This is a genomic window from Arthrobacter sp. NPDC080082, assembly GCF_040686595.1.
Lineage (GTDB): Bacteria > Actinomycetota > Actinomycetes > Actinomycetales > Micrococcaceae > Arthrobacter.
Genome location: NZ_JBFBKQ010000004.1, coordinates 351,676 through 371,760 on the forward strand (window position 1 = coordinate 351,676; position 20,085 = coordinate 371,760).

Below are 20,085 nucleotides of genomic sequence, written 5' to 3' on the forward strand. Positions count from 1 at the left end.
GGGTCGGCGAGACTATTGGGTCATGGACGCACCGGCTGTGGTTTCGGTTTTACTGGCTCATTGGCCGGTCGGTGGCGGGCGCATGCGGCCCGCCTGGGCGAGATCAATTGTCAGAGGTCGGGGGCAGGATTAACCCATGAACGCAAAGGCTGCGGTTTCGTTTCTACCGGTCCCCGGACAGGTAGCTGGCGGGCGCGGCGGTATTGCGTTGGGGGATATCGCCGCTTCGCTGCGGGAGGTTTGCGCGGCGGCGGTCGACGACGCCGGGGTCCTGGGTTTCGCTGAGGCGGCGGCTTTCGCCGGGGATGTGGAGGAGCTCGCCCGGGCGGTGGAGTTCCTGCAGGTTGTTGCTGCGGGAGCGGTCGACCGAACGCGAACCCAGGCCGCCGCGGCCGATGCTTGTGATCGCTCCACGCCCGGGCCGGAAGGTGACGGGTACCGGCGGACCACGGACTTCCTGCGGGACCGTCTACGGATCAGTACCGCAGAGGCGCACCGCCGCCTCTGCCTTGCCGGGGAACTTCTGCCACGGGTTGGGCTGACCGGCCAGCCAATCCCAGCCGTTCACGAGGAACTCGCCGCAGCATTCGCGGGAGGGGAGGTCCCGTCCCGGTCCGCGACCATCATCACCCAGGCACTGGACCGGGTCCGGCTCCTGACCGACCCTGCCACCGTGGCCCGGATGGAGGAAGCCCTGACCACGGTCGCGGCGGTTCACGACCCGGACTTCCTCACCCGGGTCGCCCGCCGCTGGATCGACGGCCTGGACCAGGACGGTGCCGAGCCCTCCGAGGAGCTCCTCCGCCAGTTACAGGGTGCGTTCATCCGCCGTCCCCGGCACGGTCTCCAGCACCTGGAAATCTTCGCGACCACCGACCAGTTCGAACACCTCCTCACGGTGATGAACACCGCGACCAACCCCCGCACCGCTCCCGGCGCAGTGGATGCCAGCGGGACCACCCCGGCCGCTGCCGACAAAGACGCCGCTGAAGGCTGCATAGTTTCGCCGGAGGAGGCCTTCGCCACCGGACCGGGAGTCTCAGAGGAACGGCTGGATCTCCGGACCCGGCCCCAGCGCCTGCTCGACGGATTGATCGGGGCCTGCAAGGCCGCCCTCGCCACCGGCGGGCTCCCCGCCGCGGGCGGATTCCGCCCTCAGGTCATGGTCACCATCGACTACCGCGACCTCCTCACCCGCCTCACTACCGCCGACGGTCGTGGCCCGCAGGACGGGTCAGCATCCGGGACCCTGGGTCTGGCCGGGACCGGGACGCTGGCCTTCACCGGACCCGTCGCCGCCGCCACCATCCGCAAGATCGCCTGCGACGCGGACATCATTCCCGTCCTCCTCGGCACCGACGGCCGGGTCCTGGACATCGGGAGGACCAGCAGAATCTTCCCGCCCCACATCCGCAAAGCCATCACCGCCCGCGACAAAGGCTGCACCTTCCCCGGCTGCACCATCCCAGCACCTTGGTGCGAAGCCGCCACATCGACTACTGGTCCCGCGGCGGCCCAACGAGTACAGACAACGGTGTCCTGTTGTGTTCGCACCACCATCACCTGATCCACAAAGAACTATGGACCATCCAAACCCGCAACGGCACCCCCTGGTACATCCCGCCACTCCACCTCGACCCCCACCAAAAACCCCGACAAAACCACTACTTCAGACTGTGATTTCGGGAGGTAAGGGAGTGGTTGCAGGTGCCGCTATCGGAACAGTGTGAACACGCGCAGAGCGTGGGGCTTCGAGTCGCCGCCCTCGATGAAGCCCTGCGACTCGTAGAAGGACCGTCGTTCCGGCTCGTCGTCGGTCAAAAGGACCGTTTGCCGCACATGGGCGAACCGGTTCATGACCGCGGCCAGTAATTGTCGGCCGACACCCGAACGATGGAAGGAGGGTTGCACCAGGATGTCCTGGACGTAGCAAATAGTCTCGTCGTCGGACATAGCCCTTGCCAGACCCACCAAGGCGCCTTCCGCCCACGCCGTGACGACAAAGGAGGACTTTCGAACGGCCCGTTCCAGCACCTCGGGTTCGTTGGTGTAGGCGGTCCAGCCCACGGAGTCGTAGAGGGCAAGCAGCTCCGACCGGGAGACATCGCGGCTCGCTGAGAGGCTGAACTCGGACATCCGCCCAGTGTGGCATGCTGGGGCGAATGAACTCACCCACCCCGGCCCCGGGCCCCTCGCGTGTGCTCTTCTACGGTGTCACCGGGAGCGGAAAATCGTCGGCCGCCCGGGCCTATGCGGCACGCACCGGGCTCCCGGAGTACTCGGCGGATGACGATATTGGCTGGCTGCCCGGGTGGCAGCAGCCCGGCGATCAGGAGCAACGCCAGACAGCCGCGCGGATCGCCGCCATGGACGCGTGGGTGCTGGACAGCGCCTACGGCGTGTGGCGGGATTTGATCGTTCCCCGGGCCGAACTCATCGTCGGGCTGGACTACCCCCGGTGGCTATCCCTGCTCCGCCTCATTCGCCGGTCCATCCGACGGGTCGTCGCCAAGGAGGAGGTCTGCAACGGAAACCGGGAGACGCTTCGCCGGCTGTTCGCCAAGGACTCAATCATTGCCTGGCACTTCCGGTCCTTTACCCGCAAGCGGCAGGTCATGCGCTCCCTCAGCAGCGCCGGCGGCTCCGCCGAGATCCTGATCTTCAGGCGGCCGCGGGAACTGGAGGCCTGGTTGAACGGGTTGCCATCCGTACCACCGGTGCAGTCGCGGCCCCCGGCAGGCTAGCGGAGCGTACTGCTCCCGCGGTTCCCGGACGACGGCGGGTTGCGGCTCAGGTCGGAACCTACCGGATCGGCTCGCCCGCCGCATCGACCCGGAAGTTGGCGATGACCTGACGGGTGGAAGTGTCAATGATGACCACCGAGTCCTTCGGCCATGACGGGTCCGGGGTGACGATGTAATCGACGTCGCTGATCTTCGTGGGGCGGCCGGCGTCGTTGATGCTTCGGTTGAAGGCGTCCACCACCTGGTTGGTGCGGGTATTGATGGCGACCGTCTCCGCAGGCAGGCCATGGGCGTCACCGCTGGCCGGCGTCGAGTTCCACCAGCCCTCGTAACCGCCCACCGGACCGTGAGCCCGCCCTGCGTCCGTGGGACCGGCTTCCGTCGGACCTGCGGCCGCCGAACCGGCCTGCGCCGGCCCAGGCTGCACGGTGCTCACCGGCTGCGCTGCGCACCCGTTCAGCGCCCCTCCGAGGATCGCCACCAGCGTCAAGGCGCCCGTCATTCCGCTTTTCATCTGTCCCCCAATTCGACGCCATGTCGCTCCGTCGGCGTTAGGGGGACGCTACCACGGCGCCGATAGCGGGGGAGGGGCGCGGGGACCCGGCCGGCGTCGGGGGCGCCGGAGGAATGCGGGTAACCTAGGAGAGTTCCGGAGCCGGCCCTATCCCTCCGGGAAAAGTGTTTTGGCAGGCAGCAAAAAGGCGAGGTAGATGGTCCACATCTGGAACGATCCGTCCGAGGTCCCCACGGACTTCGGCCCGACCGTCGTCACGATCGGCAACTTCGACGGCGTGCACCGCGGTCACCAGCAGGTGCTCTCCCAGCTCATCCGCACCGCCCGCCTGAACCACGCCCGCGCCGTCGTCATCACCTTCGACCCGCACCCCGCCCAGGTACACCGGCCGGAGTCAGCACCCGAGCTGATCATGGGCCTCGAAGACAAGCTCGTCGCGCTCGGCGAGGTGGGCCTGGATGCCGTCCTGGTGATGAAGTACTCGCTGGAACTGGCCAGCCTCACGCCCGAAGAATTCGTCTCCTCCATCATCGTCGACACACTCAAGGCCAGCCACGTCGTCATCGGCCACGACACCCGCTTCGGCCGCGGCAACTCCGGGGACCTGGACACCATGAAGGATCTGGGGGAGAAGCTCGGCTTCGAAGTCCAGGTCATCAGCGAGTTCGGCGCCGAAGGCTTCCCGCTGCACGGCGCCGGAGGAGATAGTGCCGGAACGCACGGTGCCGAAACGCACGACGCCGGAACAGATGGCGCCGCGGCCGAGCACGGCGCCGGCGACCGCCGCTGCTCCTCCACCTGGGTCCGCGAAGCGCTGCGCGAGGGCGACGTCGCCACGGCCGCCGCCGTCCTCGGCCGCCCGCACCGGATGCGCGGCACGGTGGTGCACGGCGCAGCCCGCGGCCGCGACCTGGGCTTCCCCACCGCGAACCTCGCCGCCGACGCCACCGGCTACATCCCCGCGGACGGCATTTACGCCGGCTGGCTGGTGGATGAGGCCGGTACCCGTTGGCCCGCTGCGATCTCCGTCGGCTCCAACCCCACCTTCGACGGCGTCAGCCGCCAGGTGGAGGCGCACGTCATCGACCGGCCCCAGGAGGCGGTGGAGGACTTCGATCTGTACGACCAGACAGTCGTCGTCGAATTCGTGGCCCGGCTGCGCGGCATGGTCGCGTACCGTGGGCCCGAGGCTCTGATCGAGCAGATGCGGCTGGACGTCGTCCAGACCCACCAGATCCTGTTCGCCGGCTGAAACCCTGCCGGCGGGGAAGGCACCAGACGTGACACTTGAGAAGAACACCCGGGAGCTGGACAAGGACATCGTCCGCGACTTCAGCACCCGGATGAGCTACGCCTCGTACCTGCAGCTCCCCACGCTGCTCAGCGCGCAGCAGCCGGTCAGCCGGCCGGAGCACCACGACGAGCTGCTGTTCATCATCCAGCACCAGACCACGGAGCTGTGGCTGAAACTCGTGCTCCACGAACTGCGCAGCGCCGCGGCGTGGCTCCGGAGCGACGACCTCGGCTCCGCCCTCAAAGCCATCGCCCGGGTCAAGCACATCCAGAAGACCCTCACCGAGCAGTGGTCCGTCCTGGCCACCCTGACACCCACCGAGTACTCCCAGTTTCGCGGTTTCCTCGGCAACTCCTCCGGGTTCCAGTCCAGCCAGTACCGGGCCGTGGAATTCCTGCTGGGGAACAAGAACCGCAAGATGCTGCCGGTCTTCGAATCGGACCCGGAGGCACACGCGATGCTGCAGGAGCTGCTCGAAGCGCCCAGCATCTACGACGACTTCCTCGCATACCTCAAGCGCCAGGGCTTTGACGTGCCCGAGTCGGTGCTGAACCGGGACGTCAGCCAGGCCCACGAGTTCTCTGCCGAGCTGGTGCCGGTGTTCAAGTCCATCTACGAAAACGCGGCGGACAACTGGGGAGCCTACGAGGCCTGCGAGGAACTCGTGGACCTCGAGGACAACTTCCAGCTCTGGCGCTTCCGCCACCTGCGCACCGTGCAGCGGACCATCGGCATGAAATCCGGCACCGGCGGCTCCAGCGGCGCCGCGTTCCTGCAGAAGGCCCTGGAGCTGACCTTCTTCCCCGAACTTTTCGCCGTACGAACGGAGATCGGCCAGTGAGCGAGAACCAGCAGGTGCACAGCGGCGCCGACCCGTTGTGGCAGCGTGCCCTCGACCTCGACGCCGCCGATCCGCTGGCCGCGTACCGGGACCAGTTCGTCGGCGCGGAATCCGAGCTTTCCTACCTGGACGGCAACTCCCTGGGCCGGCCGCTCAAGCGCACCGTCACGGACATCTCCGCGTTCATCGAACAGGGCTGGGGCGGCCGGCTGATCCGTGGCTGGGACGAGGAATGGCTGGACCTTCCACAGGCCATCGGCGACCAGCTGGGCCGGGCCGCGCTCGGCGCCGCGCCGGGGCAAACCATCATTGCCGACTCCACCACCGTGGTGCTCTACAAGCTCATCCGGGCCGCCCTCGCCGCCGTCACGGATCCCGCCCGCACCGAGATCGTGCTGGACACCGAGAACTTCCCCACGGACCGGTACCTGGTGGAGGGGATCGCCCGCGAGGAACATCTGACGATCCGCTGGATCCAGGCGGACCAGGCCTCCGGGGTGACCGAGGAACAGGTTCGTGCCGCCACCGGCCCCGCCACCGCCGTCGTGGTCCTGAGCCAGATCGCCTACCGCTCCGGCCATCTGGCGGACCTGCCCGGGATCACGGCCGCCATCCACGACGCCGGCGCGTTGGTGGTTTGGGACCTCTGCCACTCCGCGGGCTCGGTGGAGATCGCCCTGGACGCCGCGGACGTGGACTTCGCCGCCGGCTGCACCTACAAGTACCTCAACGGGGGACCGGGCTCGCCCGCGTTCGCGTACGTCAACGCCCGGCACCTTCCCGGCCTGCAGCAGCCCATCTGGGGCTGGATGGGCCGCAAGGACGCCTTCGAAATGGGTCCCGGCTATGAGGCGGCCCCGGGCATCCGCGGTTTTCTCAGCGGCACCCCGGCGATTTTCGGCATGCTCGCCATGCGCGGGACCCTGGACCTGATCGAGGAGGCCGGAATGTCGGCGATCCGGCGCAAGTCCGAGCTGCTGACCGCCTATGCCCTGGAGCTCTTCGACGCCTGGCTGGAACCCTCCGGCGTGAAGCTCTCCACCCCCAGGGACCCGGCGCGGCGCGGCAGCCACATCACCGTGGACCACCCGGCGTTCCGGGAAATGACCGCAACGCTGTGGAAGCAGGACGTCATCCCGGACTTCCGAGCCCCGCACGGCATCCGGCTGGGCCTCTCCCCGCTGAGCACCTCGTTCGCCGAGCTCTACCGCGGCGTGCTGGCCATCCGCGGGCTGCTCGCCGACGCCGCCTGATCGCCGCAGGTCGACACCGCCTGATCGCCGCAGGTCGACGCCGGCGCAGGGCCGGTTTAGACAACGTCCGCGGCGTGCCCGTAAACTAAACGGTGGGTCCGGCTGCAGTCCGTGGTTGCTGGGCCCTGCCGCGTGATACCGCTTTGGTGGAAATACGCGTCCGGCATCCCCGGCAGTGAATTACTGATTCGGGCCTCACGGCACATCTCAAGGAGTTATTGTGGCACTTGAAGCCGCTGTAAAGCAGTCCATCATGAAGGATTTCGCAACGTCTGAGGGCGACACCGGTTCGCCGGAGGTCCAGGTTGCAGTCCTGACCCAGCGGATCAAGGATCTGACTGAGCACATGAAGGTGCACAAGCACGACTACCACACCCAGCGCGGTCTGCTGGCCATGGTTGGTCGCCGCAAGCGCATGCTCACCTACCTCAAGAACACTGACATCAACCGCTACCGTGCGCTCATCGAGCGCCTCGGCCTGCGCCGCTAGTCAGCTTTAGGGGCGGCCCCTTTCCGTGCGGAAAGGGGCCGCCTTCTTCAAAAAAACTCAACAGGAGGATCAACCGCATCACGCATTCGCGGTCCTCGGTAGTGACCTCCGGGAAGGGCTTCAAGGAACCGAAGCCCGGGCCCGTGGGTCTCGATCGATGACCGGGTGCAGTGCAGTCCAGGTAGACAGATGCCGGACTGGGTTGATGCGGCTGGACTCCGTGACACAAGAAACGGAGGTGACTCTCTATGGAGGGTCCCGAAATCCAGTTCTCGGAAGCCGTCATTGACAATGGCCGCTTCGGCAAGCGGGTCATCCGCTTCGAAACCGGCCGCCTTGCCAAGCAGGCCGCCGGTGCCGCGATGGTCTACATCGACGAAGAAACCGCTCTGCTGTCGGCCACCACGGCCGGCAAGCACCCGCGTGAAGGCTTTGACTTCTTCCCGCTGACCGTCGACGTCGAAGAGCGCATGTACGCCGCCGGCCGCATCCCGGGCTCGTTCTTCCGCCGCGAAGGCCGCCCGTCCACCGAAGCGATCCTGGCCTGCCGCCTGATGGACCGCCCGCTGCGCCCGGCCTTCATCAAGGGCCTGCGCAACGAGGTCCAGATCGTCGTTACCGTGCTCTCCATCAACCCGGACGAGCTCTACGACGTCGTCGCGATCAACGCGTCCTCGATGTCCACCCAGCTCTCCGGCCTGCCGTTCTCCGGCCCGATCGGCGGCGTCCGCGTTGCCCTCGTCGCCGACGAGCAGGGCTCCCAGTGGGTTGCCTTCCCGAAGCACTCCCAGCTGGAGAACTCGGTCTTCAACATGGTCGTCGCCGGCCGCGTTGCCGGTGACGACGTCGCGATCATGATGGTCGAGGCCGAGGCCACCGACAACTCCTGGAACCTGATCAAGGAACAGGGCGCCACCGCCCCGACCGAAGAGGTCGTGGCTGAGGGCCTGGAGGCTGCCAAGCCGTTCATCAAGGCTCTCTGCGACGCCCAGGCCGACCTCGCCGCCCGGGCCGCCAAGCCCACGGTCGAGTTCCCGGTCTTCCTGGACTACGAGGACGACACCTACGCCGCCGTCGAGTCCGCCGCCGCCGAGAAGCTTGCCGCGGTCTTCCAGATCGCCGACAAGCAGGAACGCGACGCCGCCTCCGACGCGCTCAAGGATGAGGTCCTCTCCTCCTTGGCCGGCCAGTTCGAGGGCCGCGAGAAGGAACTCTCCGCAGCCTTCCGCTCCGTCACCAAGCAGGTTGTGCGCCAGCGCATCCTGAAGGACCAGGTCCGCATCGACGGCCGTGGCCTGACGGACATCCGCCAGCTCACCGCCGAGGTCGAGGTCCTGCCCCGCGTCCACGGTTCGGCCATCTTCGAGCGCGGCGAGACCCAGATCATGGGTGTCACTACGCTGAACATGCTGAAGATGGAACAGCAGATCGACTCGCTGTCGCCGGTGACGCGCAAGCGCTACATGCACAACTACAACTTCCCGCCGTACTCCACCGGTGAGACCGGCCGCGTCGGTTCGCCGAAGCGCCGCGAAATCGGCCACGGTGCCCTGGCAGAGCGCGCCATCGTGCCCGTGCTGCCGTCCCGCGAGGAGTTCCCCTACGCCATCCGCCAGGTCTCCGAGGCTCTCGGATCCAACGGTTCGACGTCGATGGGCTCCGTCTGCGCCTCCACCCTGTCTCTGCTGAACGCCGGTGTGCCCCTGAAGGCCGCCGTCGCCGGTATCGCCATGGGCCTGGTCTCCGACCAGGTTGACGGCCAGACCCGCTACGCCGCCCTGACCGACATCCTCGGCGCCGAAGATGCCTTCGGCGACATGGACTTCAAGGTCGCCGGTACCTCCGAGTTCGTCACGGCCATCCAGCTGGACACCAAGCTCGACGGCATCCCGGCCTCCGTGCTGGCAGCGGCCCTCAAGCAGGCCCGCGAAGCCCGCCTCCACATCCTGGACGTCCTGAACTCCGCGATCGACACCCCGGACGAGCTCTCCGAGTTCGCTCCGCGCGTCATTGCGGTCAAGATCCCGGTAGACAAGATCGGCGAAGTCATCGGCCCGAAGGGCAAGATGATCAACCAGATCCAGGAGGACACCGGCGCGGATATCTCCATCGAGGACGACGGCACCGTCTACATCGGTGCCACCAACGGCCCGTCCGCGGACGCCGCCCGTTCCGCGATCAACGCCATCGCCAACCCGCAGGTCCCGGAAATCGGTGAGCGCTACCTGGGTACGGTCGTCAAGACCACCACCTTCGGCGCCTTCGTCTCCCTGACCCCGGGCAAGGACGGTCTGCTGCACATCTCCGAGCTGCGCAAGATCGCCGGCGGCAAGCGCGTGGACAACGTCGAGGACGTCGTCTCCGTCGGCCAGAAGATCCAGGTGGAAATCACCAAGATCGATGACCGCGGCAAGCTCTCCCTCTCGCCCGTCGTGGCCGAGGAAGAGGGCGCCGACGCCGCCCCGGAGTCCGCGGAGTAGTCCCTCCCGATCAACGGCAGCGGGGCCGGTGGATTCGTCCACCGGCCCCGCTGCCGTTAACTGCCGCCGCCGCGGGTAGGATGGCAGGCAGATTTGGCACCCTTCCAGCACGGTTTTTTGAAAGGCCTTAATGACTCTCGTTCCGCTGCCGCTCGAGCAGAACCAGCACGCCGACACCCTGATCCACGGGGCCGACGGCGGTTCGGAGGTGCGGCGTTCGGTGCTCCCCGGCGGCGTCCGGGTGCTGACCGAGGCGATGCCCGGCCAGCGCTCCGCCACGATCGGTTTCTGGGTCGGCGTCGGGTCCCGGGACGAGGCACCCGGCCAGCACGGCTCCACCCACTTCCTGGAGCACCTCCTCTTCAAGGGCACCCGGAAGCGCACCGCTTTGGAGATCGCCTCCGCCTTCGATGAGGTGGGCGGCGAATCCAACGCGGCCACCGCCAAGGAAAGCACCTGCTACTTCGCCCGGGTCCTCGACACGGACCTGCCAATGGCGATCGACGTCATCGCCGACATGATCACCGGCGCCGTCCTCGACCCGCAGGAGATGGAGCAGGAACGCGACGTCATCCTCGAGGAGATCGCGATGGACAGCGACGACCCTACCGACGTCGCCCACGAGCACTTTGTCGCCGCGGTCCTCGGCTCCCACCCGCTGGGCCGCCCCATCGGGGGCACTCCCGAGGCCATCCGCGCCGTTGCCCGGGATTCGGTCTGGGACCACTACCGGCGCTACTACCGCCCGGACGAGCTCGTCATCACCGCCGCCGGGGGACTGGACCACGACGTCGTCTGCCGCCTCGTGGTGGACGCCCTGGAGACCGCCGGCTGGGACCTCGAGGCCGACGCCGCCCCGGTGCAGCGCCGCGCGACCGAACGCGCCGTGATCACCGGCACCGCCGGCCTGCACGTGGTCAAGCGCCCCGTGGAGCAGGCCAACATTATCGTAGGCTGCCCCTCGCTGGTGGCCACCGATGACCGCCGCTTCGTCATGAGCGTCCTCAACGCCGTCCTCGGCGGCGGCATGTCCTCCCGCCTGTTCCAGGAGGTCCGCGAGAAGCGCGGGCTGGTCTACTCGACCTACTCCTTCGCCTCCTCCTACGCCGACGCCGGGTACTTCGGCATGTACGCCGGCTGCACCCCCACGAAGGTCCGCCAGGTGCTGGACCTGCTGGGCGCCGAGCTGGACAAGCTCGCCGAGGGCGGCATCACCGAGGAGGAGCTGCGCAAGGCCGTGGGCCAGCTCAGCGGCGGGATCGTCCTGGCGCTGGAGGACACCGGTTCGCGGATGTCCCGCCTGGGCCGGGCCGAACTGGTCTCCGGCGAATACCAGGACATCGACGAGACCCTGCGGCAGATCCAGGCCGTCACCGCCGCCGAGGTCCAGGAACTCGCCCGCGAACTCGCCGCCGCCCCGCGGACCGTCACCGTGGTGGGACCCTTCGAGGAAACCGAGACCTTCGGGCTCTAAACCGGCGCCGCCGCCCGGACCCGGCGGCACACCGTCGTCATGACCGGGGTGAACTCCCCGGCGGCTCCCAGCCGCAGCCCGGCGGAGTGGATGAGCTCGCCATCGCGCACCTGCAGCGTGTGCCGGGCCGTGCCCCGGGCGCTGCGCCGCTCGATGGTCAGCACGCCGTCGTGCCAGGCGGCCCGCGCCGGCGCGTCCGGTGCGCGCCCCTCCAAGGGCAGGCCTACGACGCCGGCGCGTGCACCGTGAATTTCGTATAGGAGCGCCCCGGGGTGGCGCGGATCCTCGGTGAGCACCCCCGTGACGGTGGCGACGCCGCCGTCGGCCTCGGCGTGCCGGAACGCCACCGTGACCGCCAGCCCACCCGCCGCCCGCGCGAACTCCACCTCCGCCGCCGCGCTCCTTGCCGGACCCCACGCGGTGGCCTCCCAGCGGGTGGTGCCGCTCCAGCGCCCCAGGAAATCAGCCAGGGCGCCGAGCGTGGCGCCCGTCAACCGTCGGTTCATGCCGCACGCACCTCCCCGGTCCTTCCCATGGGACCGCGCTGCGACCGCGCTGCGGCCCCGGGATCATCTTCACGCGGGCCGCACTGGGAGTAAAGGGCGGCCGCGGGGAGCCGCTAAGGCGCAGTTGGTCGGAGCGGGGGAGAAGCCGTTTCGTTGCCATTTCGTTGCACAGTCGGCGCCGGAATCCGTTGACAGTCTGTGACCCGCGCCATAGATTGACTGTAATCTGAATCACCTTTCAGGTTGGACTCAGATCTCCCCTGCCCCCACTCCTCGGATTTTCACCGAAAGGCATCCCGTGAAGGACACAAAGAAGTTCCTGATGGCAGCCGTGATGGCCTCCGGCCTGGCCCTGAGCGCCTGCGCGCCCACCGCCGGCTCGGCAGCCCCCGCGGGCTCCGGCAAGGCCGCCGAGCCCGTCAACGTCGGCATCATCTACTCCAAGACCGGGGCCCTGGCGGCCTACGGCGCCACCTACTACCAGGGCTTGCAGGCCGGCATCGACTACGCCACCGGCGGCAGCGGCGAGGTCAACGGCGCCAAGATCAACCTGACCTACACCGACGACGCCGGGGACCCGGACAAAGCGGTCTCGGCCGCCAAGGACATGATCGGCAAGGGCTACAAGATCATCGGCGGCACCGCCTCCTCCGGCATCGCCGTCAAGCTCGCCGAACAGGCCCAGCAGAACAAGGTCCTCTACATCTCCGGCCCCGCCGCCACCGACGCGATCCAGGGCGTCAACAAGTACACCTTCCGCTCCGGCCGGCAGAGCCTGCAGGACGTCGCCACCGCGGGCACGTTCATCGACACCAAGGGCAAGAAGGTCGTCGTCTTCGCCCAGGACAACGCCTTCGGCCAGGGCAACGTCGCCGCGGTCAAGGCCGTGCTCGGGGCCAAGGGCGCCAACGTCAGCTCCGTGCTGGTTCCGGAGAACCAGGAACTGACGCCGTTCGCGCGCCAGCTGCTGGACGCCAAGGCAGACCTGGTCTTCGTCGCCTGGGCCGGCGCCACCACCGGCACCATGTGGCAGGCCCTGAGCCAGCAGGGCGTCTTCGACTCCGCCCCGGTGGTCACCGGCCTCGGCGACGCCTCCAGCTTCAACGCCTACGGCCCGGCGAGCTCCAAGATCAGCTTCCTCAACCACTACTTCCCGGGCGCCTCCGGCACCGACGTCGAGAAGAAGATGATCGCCGGCGTCGAGAAGGCCGGCGGCAAGGCCGACCTCTTCACCCCGGACGGCTTCGTCGCCGGCCAGCTGATCGTCCAGGCCATCAAGCAGGGCGGCGGCACCGACCCCGACGCCATGGTCAAGGCCCTCGAGGGCTACAGCTTCGACGGCCCCAAGGGCAAGGAAACGGTCCGTGCCTCGGACCACGCCCTGATCCAGGACATGTACCAGGCCAAGCTCGTCCAGAAAGACGGCGCCTGGACCCCGCAGCTGATCAAGGCCGTGCCCGGCGACACCGTCGCCCCGCCGGAGAAGAAGTAGCCAGCGGCGGCCGGGCCGGGCGCGGAAAATTCCGCCCCGGCCCGGCCGCACCGGCCTTCGAGCCAGAACAAAGGACCCGTATGACTACCCCAGCCACGCCCGCCCTCGAGGTGGACGGCCTCGGCCTGCAGATCGGCGGCGCCCGCATCCTCCAGGATGTCGGCTTCACCGTCAACGCCGGCGAGATGATCGGCGTGATCGGCCCCAACGGCGCCGGCAAGACCACCCTCTTCAACCTGATCTCCGGCGTGCTGCGCCCCACCGCGGGCAGCATTGCCCTGAACGGACGGCCGATCACCAACGAGCCGATCCACCGCCGCGCGAGGGCGGGGCTGGGCCGGACCTTCCAGACCTCCAATCTCTTTCCCCGGCTCTCCGTCCTGGAGAACGTCCGGCTCGCCGCGCAGGCCAAGCTCGGCGGAAGCCTGAACATCCTGCGCTTCCCCGGCTCCTCGGACGAGGCCACCCGGATCGCCCTGGACACCATCGCCGAGGTGGGACTCAGCGGCCAGCTCACGACGGCGGCCGGGGACCTCTCGCACGGCGAGAAGCGCAAGGTGGAGATCGCCGTGCTGCTGGCGACGGATCCCGCCGTCGTCCTCCTCGATGAGCCGATGGCCGGGGTGGCGTCGGGGGACGTCCCGTCCCTCACCGCGATCATCCGCGGCATGCACCGGGACCGCGGCTGCACCGTCATGATGGTCGAGCACCACATGGACGTGGTGCTGGGACTGGTGGACCGGGTGGCCGTGATGCACCATGGCAGCCTGCTGGCCCTGGACAGCCCCGACGCCGTCATGGCCAACCCCACCGTGCAAAGCGCCTACCTCGGAGAACCAGTATGAACCCCGCCGCGGACCCCCGCCCCGACACACCGGGCGGCGCCGCCCCCGGGTCCACGCCGATCCTCACCGTGGACCGCCTGAGCGCCAGGATCGCCGGCCAGCAGGTGGTGGAGGACGTCTCGTTCTCCGTCCCCGCCGCCGGGATCACCGCGCTGCTGGGCCGCAACGGCGTCGGCAAGACCAGCACCATCAAGGCCATCATCGGCCTGATCGACCGCTCCGGCGCGGTCACGCTCGACGGCGAGCGGATCGACAAGGACCCCACCTACCGGATCATCCAGCGCGGCGTCGGCTACGTCCCCGAGGACCGCGAAGTCTTCTCCAAGCTCACCGTCGCCGAGAATCTCCGCCTGGCCGAACGCGACGCCGCCCCGCGCCGCCAGCTGGTCGAGGAGCTGTTCCCGGACCTGCTGGCCCGCGCCGGCCAGATGGCCGGGACGCTTTCCGGCGGCCAGCAGCAGATGGTCTCGCTGGCCCGTGCCCTGCTGAACACCAACAAGGTCCTGCTGGTCGACGAACCCACCAAGGGCCTGGCCCCCAAGATCGTCGGCGAGGTCGCCGAGACCCTCGCCGAGGCCGCGCGGACCGTGCCTATCCTGCTGGTGGAACAGAACCTCCAGGTGGTCCGCCAGCTCGCCGGGGACGCCGTCGTCCTCTCCGGCGGCCGCGTGGTCCACACCGGCCCCGCGCAGGAATTCCTCGACGACGCCGCCCTGATCCAGCGCCACCTCGGCGTCGCCAACGACCCGCACCCGGGTGCGGACCAGGCCTCCCACGCTGCCGTGAAAGGCGCCGCCCAGTGAGTACCGTCATCCTCCTGCTCTTCACCGGCCTCGGCCTCGGGGCGCTGTACTTCCTCGTCGCCGCCGGCCTGTCCCTGATCTACGGCCTGATGGGCGTGCTCAACTTCGCCCACGGGGCCTTCCTGACCCTCGGCGCCTTCACCGGCTGGGAAATCGCCCGCCGCGCCGGGTCCGACAACTGGGGGATCTTCCTGGTCTCCCTGCTGATCGGGGCCGCCGCCGGCGCCGCGTTCGCGGCCTTCACCGAGTTCGTCCTGATCCGGCGCCTTTACCAGCGCCACATCGAACAGGTCCTGGTCACCCTGGGCCTGTCGCTGGCCACCGTCGCCCTGTTCGACGGCATTTGGGGGACCGACCCGGTCTTCATCCAGGGACCGGCCTGGTTCAAGGACACCACCGACATCCTGGGCGCCCGGGTCCCCAACGACCGGTTCGTCTGCATCCTCGCGGCCGCCCTGGTGCTGCTGGCCCTGGTCTTCTTCCTCAAGAAGACCCGCTACGGCATGATCATCCGCGCCGGCGTCGAGAACCGCTCCATGGTCACCGCCCTGGGCATCGACGTCCGTAAAGCCTTCACCCTGGTCTTCACGATCGGCGGCGCCGCGGCCGGCCTGGGCGGCGTCCTCGCCTCGCACTACTTCGGCTACGTCTCACCGATGCTCGGCGGCTCGCTGCTGATCTTCGCCTTCATCGTCACGGTGATCGGCGGGCTCGGCTCGCTCACCGGCGCGGCCATCGCCGCCGTCGCCGTCGCCGTCCTGCAGCAGTTCGCCAACTTCTACCTCGGCGGCACCGGCGACTTCGTCGTCGTGCTGGCCCTCGGCGTCGTACTGCTCGTCCGCCCCACCGGCCTGCTTGGGAGAACCGCATGACCACCACCGGCAGCAACACCGACACCACCACCGGCGGCACCGCTGGCGACACCGGCACCGTCCGACGGTCCCGCCGCCCGGCTTCCACCCACGACGACGGCGCACGCACCGCGGGCACGCCCGGCACCGGCCGCGGCAGGGGAGGGCGGCCCGTCACGGGCCGCCGGATTGCCGGCTGGGCAGCGGGCCTGGCCGGGATCCTCCTCCTGGTCCTCCTGCCGCTGCTCAACCTGTCCCTGCCCGGCATCCTGCCCGGGCCCAGCTACACCCCGGGATCGCTGCAGCTGTTGGCCATGAGCATGCTGATGGCCGCCGCCGCCCTGACCTACCACCTGCTCCTCGGCGTCGCCGGGCTGCTCTCCTTCGGCCATGCCCTCTACTTCGGCGCCGGCGTCTACGGGCTCGCGATCATCCTGAAGAACCTGGAGATCCCGCTGCTGCCGGCCATGGGGCTGACCCTGCTGATCGTGATTGTGCTGGCGCACGTGGTGGGCAGCATCAGCCTCCGCGTCGGCGGCATCCCGTTCGCCATGGTCACCCTCGCGTTCGCCCAGGCCGGATCGGTGATCGTTGGCCGCAACCCGGACGGACGAACCGGCGGCGACGAGGGCCTGACCCTTCGCACGGACAACCTGCCCGAGGCCCTGGTGGGCGTCGTGAACACCCGGAACCTCTATTGGCTGGCCCTGGCCGTGCTGGTGGCCGTCTTCATCATCGTCGCCTGGGTGCAGTCCTCCCGCGCCGGCCACACCGCGGCCGCGGTCCGCGAGAACGAACTCCGTGTCCGCGTCCTGGGCCTGCAGCCGTACCTGGTGAAGCTGCTGATCTTCGTGGTCTCCGCGATCCTCGTGGGTGTGATTGGCATGGTGTTCCTGCTGCTGCAAAGCGGCGCGGTGCCCCGGGCCATCTCCTCGGACCTGACCATCACCCTGCTGGTCATGGTGGTACTCGGCGGCGTGGGCTCACGCTGGGGCGCCGTGATCGGCGGCGTCTTCTACACCATCCTGGACCAGCGGCTCACCGCGCTGGCCAACTCCGAGGCCGTCAAGGGCCTTCCGGACATCCTGCGGGTACCGTTGTCTGAACCGCTGTTCATCCTCGGCACGCTGTTCATCCTGGTGGTGCTCTTCCTCCCGGGCGGCATCGCCGGGACCGCGGAGCGGCTGGCGCAACGGCGCCGCGGCCGGGCCGGCAACGGCACCACCGAGACGCCGCGGGAAATTCTGGAGGATGCAGCATGACCACCGACACGGCTTCCGCCGCGGTCCACATCGCAGGCTCTGTTCGCGGGGACGGGCTCCACACCCTGGGCCGCTGGACCACCGACCGCAGCCACGCCACCCCGCACCGGGTCGCGATCGATGACCGGGGCTGCGCCCTGACCTACCTCGAACTGGAGCGCCGCGCCGCGGCCCTGGCCGAGGGGTTCCGCGAAGCCGGGTACCGGGTGGGGGACCGGGTGGCGAGCCTCACCGGCAACAGCACCGACCACGTGGTGGCGTTCTTCGCCTGCGCCAAGGCCGGCCTGGTGCTGGTGCCCCTGTCCTGGCGGCTCTCGCCCCGGGAACTGGCCGTGCAGCTGGAACTCGCCGAACCGCACCTGCTGCTCGTCGAGGCGGACCTGGACTCCCTGGGCGCCGCCGCCTGCGCCCTGCTGGCGCACCGGCCACGGACCGCGGCGCTGGGTCCGGGCGGGGTGGAGAAGTCCGTCCCGCCGCCTACCCGGGTCACCCCGGCGCCGGCCGAGCTGCCGCGGCAGTCCGTGCAGGACGACGACGCCCTGCTGATGATCTTCACCTCCGGCACCGAGGGGCCCAGCAAGGCCGCCGTGCTGACCCACGCCAACTGCTTCTGGAACAACCTCTCGCTCTCCCGCACCCTGGACATGGGCAGCAGTGACGTGGTCCTGGCCGTCCTCCCTCAGTTCCACGTGGGCGGCTGGAACATCCAGCCGCTGCTGGCCTGGTGGGTGGGGGCCACGGTGGTGCTGGAGCGCGGCTTCGATCCCGGCCGGGTGCTGCAGCTGATCGACGAACGCGGCGTCACCATGCTGATGGGCGTGCCCACCCAGTACCTGATGCTGGCCGAGCACCCCGACTTCGCCGCCGCGGAACTCGGCGGCCTCCGGCACGCCGTCGTCGGCGGGGCGCCCATGCCCGCGCCACTGCTGCGGATCTGGCACCGCAAGGGGGTGGCGCTGAGCCAGGGCTACGGCCTTACCGAGGCGTCCCCAAACGTGCTCTGCCTGCCCAACCAGGACGCCGAGCGGATGGTCGGCTACTCCGGCAAGCCCTACCCGCACGTCGAGGTGGCGGTCGCCGATCCCACCACCGGGGAGATCCTCGACGGCGCGGCCGCCGGCGAGCTCCTGGTGGGTGGCCCCGGCGTCTTCGCCGGCTACTTCCGCGACCCGGCCGCGACGGCGGCGGTCCTCGCCGGCGGCTGGCTGCACACCGGTGACCTGGTCGAGCGCGACGCCGACGGGTACATCAAGGTGGTGGACCGGCTCAAGGACATCTACATCTCCGGCGGCGAGAACGTCTCGCCCTCCGAGGTGGAGGCCGTCCTCCTGGCCCACCCGGCGGTGGCGCAAGCCGCCGTCGTCGGCGTTGAAGATCCCCGCTGGGGCGAGACCGGGCAGGCGTTCGTGGTGGTCCGGCCCGGGATGGCCACCGACGAGCAGGACCTGCTGGACCACTGCGCCGGCCAGCTGGCCCGCTTTAAGGTCCCGTCGCGGGTGGAACTGGTCGCCGGGCTGCCGCGCACGGCGCTGAACAAGGTGCTGCGCGCCCGGCTCCGGCAGGATCTCGCCGCCCGTCACTCGGACGGCGCCACCCCGACCACCGCATCAACCACCACTGCATCGACCCCCGGAGGCCGGCGATGAGCACCGCACCCCGCACCGCCCGCGGCACCCGCACCCGCGCCAAGCTGCTCGAGGCCGCCGAGGCCGTGTTCGCCTCGGTGGGCTACCACGACGCCTCGATCGTCAAGATCACCGAGGCCGCCGGCGTCGGACTCGGCACCTTCTACCTCTACTTCGACGGGAAGCAGACGATTTTCGACGAGGTGGTGGAGGACCTCAACCGCCGGGTCCGGCACGCCATGACCGACGCCGCCCGCAGCGCCGGTAACCGGATCGACGCCGAACGGGCCGGCTTCCGGGCGTTCTTCCGCTTCACCGCCGAGCACCCCGCGCTGTACCGGATCATCCGCCAGGCCGAGTTCGTCTCGCCCGGCGCCCTCCGCCTGCATTACACCCGGATCGTCAATGGCTACATCGAGGGCCTGAAGTCAGCCCAGCTCGCGGGGGAGGTCCGGGACATGGACCCCACCGTCGCGGCCTGGGCCCTGATGGGCATCGGCGAGCTGATAGGCATGCGCTGGGTGCTCTGGGACGAGGAAGGCGCCGAACCGGCCGCCGGCGCCCGGCCCGAGATTCCCGAGCACGTCTTCGAGGAAATGATGCAGTTCATCGAACGCGGGCTGGCCCCGGACCCCGGCCTTCCCGCCCCCACTACCGCCGCGAACCCCACCCGGCCCCAGGAAGGGACGAACCCATGACCCAGACCACCAGCCAGCAGACCTACCGGACCGTCGAGGTCCCCGTGCGCGGCGGCACCATGCACACCGCCATCTGGGGCCCGGAGGACAGCTCCGACGCCCCGACCATCCTGGCCGTCCACGGCGTCACCGCCTCGCACAAGTGCTGGGCGTACCTGGCCGAGGCGCTGCCCGACGTGCGGATCATCGCCCCGGACCTGCGCGGCCGCGGCCGCAGCAACGCCCTGCCCGCCCCGTACGGCATGACCTCGCACGCGGAGGACCTCACCGCCGTGCTGGCCGAACTCGCCCCCGGCCCCGTCGTCGTGGTGGGCCACTCCATGGGCGGCTTCGCCTCCGTGGTCCTCTCGGACCTGTCCCCGGAGCGGGTCCGGTCCCTGGTGCTGGTGGACGGCGGCCTGCCGCTGCAGGTCCCGGAGGGGCTCTCCGACGCCGAGATCGTCTCCTCCATCCTGGGCCCGGCGGCGGAGCGGCTCAACGCCACCTTCCCCAGCCGCGAGGTCTACCGCTCCTTCTGGCGCAAGCACCCGGCCTTCGCCTCCGACTGGGGCCCGTTCGTGGACGACTACGTGGACTACGACCTCCACGGCGAGGCCCCGGAGCTGAAGCCGGCCACCCGGTACGAGGCGATGGCGGAGGACACCGCGGACCTGCACCGGGGCTCCTCGCTGCTAAAGGCGCTGGCGGACCTCACGGTGGCGACGCAGGTGCTGCGGGCGCCGCGCGGGCTGCTCAACGAACCCGCAGGCCTGTACGCGCCGGGCTACCTCGAGACTTGGGCGGAGAAGCTGCCGTCCCTGCAGGTCCGGGACGTCCCGGACGTGAACCACTACACGATCATCATGGGCGAGCGCGGCGCGGCCGCCGTGGCAGACACCGTCCGGTCCGCCCTCGCCGGGGAGTAATTCCGGCG

Annotated in this window: 20 protein-coding genes; 17 read left to right on the plus strand and 3 right to left on the minus strand. The window is 69.3% G+C overall.

Annotation, left to right across the window (positions count from 1 at the left end; genetic code table 11):
- Positions 1-136: 136 nt before the first annotated feature.
- Both AB0O44_RS10615 and AB0O44_RS10620 read left to right on the plus strand, forming a co-directional pair.
- Positions 137-1,567: a DUF222 domain-containing protein gene (locus AB0O44_RS10615; protein ID WP_364137157.1), complete on the plus strand. Its 1,431-nt coding sequence runs from the start codon at positions 137-139 to the stop codon at positions 1,565-1,567.
- Positions 1,477-1,680, plus strand: a complete 204-nt coding sequence (locus AB0O44_RS10620; protein ID WP_364137159.1) for an HNH endonuclease signature motif containing protein — start codon at positions 1,477-1,479, stop codon at positions 1,678-1,680. Before AB0O44_RS10615 ends, AB0O44_RS10620 begins: the two co-directional genes overlap by 91 nt.
- A 33-nt stretch (positions 1,681-1,713) precedes the next feature.
- Here AB0O44_RS10620 and AB0O44_RS10625 read toward each other — a convergent pair whose 3' ends face one another.
- The gene (locus AB0O44_RS10625; protein ID WP_364137161.1) at positions 1,714-2,136 is read right to left on the minus strand and encodes a GNAT family N-acetyltransferase; all 423 of its coding nucleotides are present in this window, start codon (positions 2,134-2,136) and stop codon (positions 1,714-1,716) included.
- A gap of 26 nt (positions 2,137-2,162) precedes the next feature.
- Here AB0O44_RS10625 and AB0O44_RS10630 point away from each other — a divergent pair, with 26 nt between their 5' ends.
- Positions 2,163-2,744: an adenylate kinase gene (locus tag AB0O44_RS10630; protein WP_364137163.1), complete on the plus strand. Its 582-nt coding sequence runs from the start codon at positions 2,163-2,165 to the stop codon at positions 2,742-2,744.
- A 58-nt stretch (positions 2,745-2,802) separates the two neighbouring features.
- Here AB0O44_RS10630 and AB0O44_RS10635 read toward each other — a convergent pair whose 3' ends face one another.
- On the minus strand, positions 2,803-3,258 hold the full coding sequence (locus AB0O44_RS10635) for a hypothetical protein (RefSeq protein WP_364137165.1): 456 nt from the start codon (positions 3,256-3,258) through the stop codon (positions 2,803-2,805).
- Positions 3,259-3,454: 196 nt separating this feature from the next.
- On the opposite strand from AB0O44_RS10635, the gene AB0O44_RS10640 reads away from it, so the two are divergent.
- The 6 genes from AB0O44_RS10640 (at position 3,455) to AB0O44_RS10665 (ending at position 11,090) form a co-directional block, all read left to right on the plus strand.
- Positions 3,455-4,510 carry a bifunctional riboflavin kinase/FAD synthetase gene (locus AB0O44_RS10640; RefSeq protein ID WP_364137167.1) on the plus strand — a complete coding sequence of 352 codons (1,056 nt, stop codon included), beginning with the start codon at positions 3,455-3,457 and terminating at the stop codon, positions 4,508-4,510.
- 28 nt (positions 4,511-4,538) lie between these two features.
- Complete coding sequence (kynA, locus tag AB0O44_RS10645; protein WP_364137168.1) at positions 4,539-5,393, plus strand: tryptophan 2,3-dioxygenase; 855 nt, start codon at positions 4,539-4,541, stop codon at positions 5,391-5,393.
- Positions 5,390-6,646 carry a kynureninase gene (gene kynU, locus AB0O44_RS10650; RefSeq protein WP_364137170.1) on the plus strand — a complete coding sequence of 419 codons (1,257 nt, stop codon included), beginning with the start codon at positions 5,390-5,392 and terminating at the stop codon, positions 6,644-6,646. The genes kynA and kynU overlap by 4 nt, the downstream gene beginning before the upstream one ends.
- Before the next feature lie 220 nt (positions 6,647-6,866).
- Positions 6,867-7,136 (plus strand): 30S ribosomal protein S15, encoded by a 270-nt coding sequence (gene rpsO / locus AB0O44_RS10655; protein ID WP_290258342.1) that lies wholly within the window; start codon positions 6,867-6,869, stop codon positions 7,134-7,136.
- A gap of 248 nt (positions 7,137-7,384) precedes the next feature.
- The gene (locus AB0O44_RS10660; protein WP_364137172.1) at positions 7,385-9,616 is read left to right on the plus strand and encodes a polyribonucleotide nucleotidyltransferase; all 2,232 of its coding nucleotides are present in this window, start codon (positions 7,385-7,387) and stop codon (positions 9,614-9,616) included.
- Between the two features lie 130 nt (positions 9,617-9,746).
- Positions 9,747-11,090, plus strand: a complete 1,344-nt coding sequence (locus tag AB0O44_RS10665) for a pitrilysin family protein (protein WP_290258339.1) — start codon at positions 9,747-9,749, stop codon at positions 11,088-11,090.
- Here the strand turns inward: AB0O44_RS10665 and AB0O44_RS10670 are convergent.
- Entirely contained in the window at positions 11,087-11,596 is a 510-nt protein-coding gene (locus AB0O44_RS10670) for a DUF1579 domain-containing protein (RefSeq protein WP_364137174.1), read from the minus strand. The genes AB0O44_RS10665 and AB0O44_RS10670 overlap by 4 nt on opposite strands.
- A gap of 298 nt (positions 11,597-11,894) precedes the next feature.
- On the opposite strand from AB0O44_RS10670, the gene AB0O44_RS10675 reads away from it, so the two are divergent.
- From AB0O44_RS10675 to AB0O44_RS10710, 8 genes are all read left to right on the plus strand, one after another.
- Positions 11,895-13,088 carry a substrate-binding domain-containing protein gene (locus tag AB0O44_RS10675; protein ID WP_364137176.1) on the plus strand — a complete coding sequence of 398 codons (1,194 nt, stop codon included), beginning with the start codon at positions 11,895-11,897 and terminating at the stop codon, positions 13,086-13,088.
- An 80-nt stretch (positions 13,089-13,168) separates the two neighbouring features.
- Positions 13,169-13,933, plus strand: coding sequence for an ABC transporter ATP-binding protein (locus AB0O44_RS10680; protein ID WP_364137178.1), 765 nt, complete (start codon positions 13,169-13,171; stop codon positions 13,931-13,933).
- Positions 13,930-14,736, plus strand: a complete 807-nt coding sequence (locus AB0O44_RS10685; RefSeq protein WP_364137180.1) for an ABC transporter ATP-binding protein — start codon at positions 13,930-13,932, stop codon at positions 14,734-14,736. The genes AB0O44_RS10680 and AB0O44_RS10685 overlap by 4 nt, the downstream gene beginning before the upstream one ends.
- Positions 14,733-15,608: a branched-chain amino acid ABC transporter permease gene (locus AB0O44_RS10690; protein ID WP_364137182.1), complete on the plus strand. Its 876-nt coding sequence runs from the start codon at positions 14,733-14,735 to the stop codon at positions 15,606-15,608. Before AB0O44_RS10685 ends, AB0O44_RS10690 begins: the two co-directional genes overlap by 4 nt.
- The gene (locus AB0O44_RS10695) at positions 15,605-16,849 is read left to right on the plus strand and encodes a branched-chain amino acid ABC transporter permease (protein WP_364137184.1); all 1,245 of its coding nucleotides are present in this window, start codon (positions 15,605-15,607) and stop codon (positions 16,847-16,849) included. The genes AB0O44_RS10690 and AB0O44_RS10695 overlap by 4 nt, the downstream gene beginning before the upstream one ends.
- A complete protein-coding gene (locus AB0O44_RS10700; protein ID WP_364137186.1) occupies positions 16,846-18,495 on the plus strand; it encodes an AMP-binding protein in 1,650 nt (549 codons plus the stop codon). The genes AB0O44_RS10695 and AB0O44_RS10700 overlap by 4 nt, the downstream gene beginning before the upstream one ends.
- Positions 18,492-19,172: a TetR/AcrR family transcriptional regulator gene (locus AB0O44_RS10705; protein WP_364137188.1), complete on the plus strand. Its 681-nt coding sequence runs from the start codon at positions 18,492-18,494 to the stop codon at positions 19,170-19,172. The genes AB0O44_RS10700 and AB0O44_RS10705 overlap by 4 nt, the downstream gene beginning before the upstream one ends.
- A complete protein-coding gene (locus AB0O44_RS10710; RefSeq protein WP_364137190.1) occupies positions 19,169-20,077 on the plus strand; it encodes an alpha/beta hydrolase in 909 nt (302 codons plus the stop codon). The genes AB0O44_RS10705 and AB0O44_RS10710 overlap by 4 nt, the downstream gene beginning before the upstream one ends.
- The last annotated feature ends 8 nt before the right edge of the window (positions 20,078-20,085 follow it).